This is a genomic window from Streptomyces swartbergensis (assembly GCF_002148965.1).
Taxonomy (GTDB): Bacteria; Actinomycetota; Actinomycetes; order Streptomycetales; family Streptomycetaceae; genus Streptomyces; species Streptomyces swartbergensis.
On record NZ_NGFN01000628.1, the window covers coordinates 1 to 2,150 of the forward strand.

The 2,150-nt window shown below is 70.0% G+C and carries 3 protein-coding genes; all 3 read left to right on the forward strand.

Translation table 11 applies throughout. The annotated features are described in order from the left end of the window. Positions 1 to 48 precede the first annotated feature (48 nt). Positions 49 to 171: a hypothetical protein gene (locus tag CA983_RS49045; RefSeq protein ID WP_268250144.1), complete on the forward strand. Its 123-nt coding sequence runs from the start codon at positions 49 to 51 to the stop codon at positions 169 to 171. Continuing rightward, a complete protein-coding gene (locus tag CA983_RS42995; RefSeq protein WP_086606035.1) occupies positions 168 to 992 on the forward strand; it encodes a DUF8175 domain-containg protein in 825 nt (274 codons plus the stop codon). The genes CA983_RS49045 and CA983_RS42995 overlap by 4 nt, the downstream gene beginning before the upstream one ends. Continuing rightward, positions 982 to 2,150: hypothetical protein (locus CA983_RS43000; protein ID WP_086606036.1), on the forward strand; the 1,169-nt coding region annotated here is incomplete at its 3' end. The genes CA983_RS42995 and CA983_RS43000, both read left to right, overlap by 11 nt.

A 2,150-nucleotide genomic window follows, 5' to 3' on the forward strand; every position in this document is an offset into this window, starting at 1 on the left:
CCATCCCACCCGCCCGTCGTGCCCACCGGCGAAGGTTGCGTTTCCCTGATGTCGAGTCACCACACCGCGCCCGCGCGGGAACCAGCACGGCTACCGTCGTACGAGGAGTACGAGCAGTACGACCGGTACGAGGTGTTTCCGCACGACGTCGAGGGGGCGTACGCGGCATGAGTCTCGGTGACGAGCACGAGGCCTCCGGCGGCTACGGCGGCACGGGCCAGACCCGCACCCGCCTGCCCGACACCGGAGCCGACCCCTACGGCACCCCCCGCCGCCGCTCGTCCCGCAGCCTGGTCACGGTGGTCGGCGTAGTGGTCCTCCTCATCGCGGCAATCGCCTTCGCGAACCGGGGCGGCGACGGCTCGTCCTCGTCGGACGACGCCGGCACCAAACCGGAAACAGCAGCCACGGCCCCCTCCGGCCAACGCCCCGTCCAGTCCAAGTCGGCCGCCGGCATCCCGTCGGGCTTCGCCCAGGACCAGAAGGGGGCGGAGAGCGCGGCGGCGAACTACGCGGTGGTGCTCGTCTCAGCCGACATCCTCAAGCCCGCGCGGCGCCCCGAGATCATCCGACAGGTGTTCGACGCCGACAGAGTCTCCGAACTGGAGAGAAACCTCGACCAGGCGTACGACAAGGCGTTCCTGGACAAGGTCGGCTTGGACGAGAACGGCAATGCGCCGAAGGGCAGCACATACGTCTCCCGCACCATGCCGGTCGGCACCAAGGTCACCGGCTACGGGGGCAGCACCGCCACCGTCGAGGTGTGGTGCACAGGTGTCTACGGGATGACGGGGGAGGGCTCGGAGAACCCGGTCGCCGGCGACTGGTTCACCATGACCCTCCAGTTGCGCTGGACCGACGGCGACTGGAAGGTCGACAGCTTCTCCCAGAAGGAAGGCCCCGCGCCGGTCAACGGCGACAACAGGGTGTCGACGTCGGACGACATCTCCAAGGCCGTCGAGGAGTTCGGAGGGTTCACATATGCCCGGTAGCCCGCGCCGCGCAGCCAAGCTCGCCGCGACCCTCACGGCCGTACAGACCGCCGTCGTCCTGCTCGCCGGCCGAGCGGTCGCCGCTCCCACGCCGTCGCCCACACCCAGCAACGGCAACTGCTCCCTGCTCTCCGGCAGGGCACTGGAGATCTGCGAAGGCGACACCGGCAGCGGCGGCGGCTCCGGCGGCGGCACCTCCCGTCTGGACCCCACCTCCACCCTCGACCCCCTCTCCTCCCTCGCCAAGGGCTGTGCCGACGCCGCCTCCTGGACCGTCGGCAAGCTCAGCGAGGCCGTGAAGGACACGGCGAACGTCGACTTCACGAACCCGAAGTTCCTCCAGCAGTACGCCGTCGTCTTCGCCGCGTCGACGATCCTCACGCTCCTGCTCTGGCTGCTGGCCGTCGCCAAGCGGGCGGTGCGCGGCGTCCCCCTCACCACCGCCCTCTCCGAAGCCATCGGCTTCCTCTGGCTGACCGTGCTGGCCTCCGCCTTCACCCCGCTGATCCTCTACACGGTCGTATCGGCCACCGACGGCATCACCGAGGTCCTCGCCAAAGCCACCGGCGACCAGACCGACGCCTTCTTCGGCACGTTCTCCGAGGCCCTCAAGAAGGGCGAGGACATCGGCGGCGGCCCGATCATGCTGATCGTCGTCTCCCTGGTCAGCATCCTCGCCGCCGGCGTGCTGTGGCTGGAGCTCGTCATCCGCGCCGCCCTGCTCTACGTCGGCGCCCTCCTCGGCACCGTCGTCTACGCCGGCCTCGTCGACAAGAACCTGTGGGGCCACGTCCGCCGCTGGGCGGGCATCATGATCGCCGTGATCCTGGTCAAGCCGGTGATCGTCATCGTGCTCGGCCTCGCCGGCGCGCTCTCCGCCGACGACGGCCCCGACGCGTTCTCCGCCGTCGTCTCCGGCCTGGCCATCATCCTGCTCGCCATCTTCGCCAGCGCGATGATCTACCGCTTCGTCCCCGGCTTCGGCGACGAGATCGCCGGCTCCCGCAACAACCGCCTCATGCAGGGCGCCGAAGGCAAGGCCGCGGCCGTTATCAGCTCCCCGGCCTCCCTGGTCGCGCAGGGCATCAAGACCCACAGCACCCGCGCCGACAACAACGGCGGAGGCAGCCAGTCCTCCGCCCCACGCCCCAGCAACCC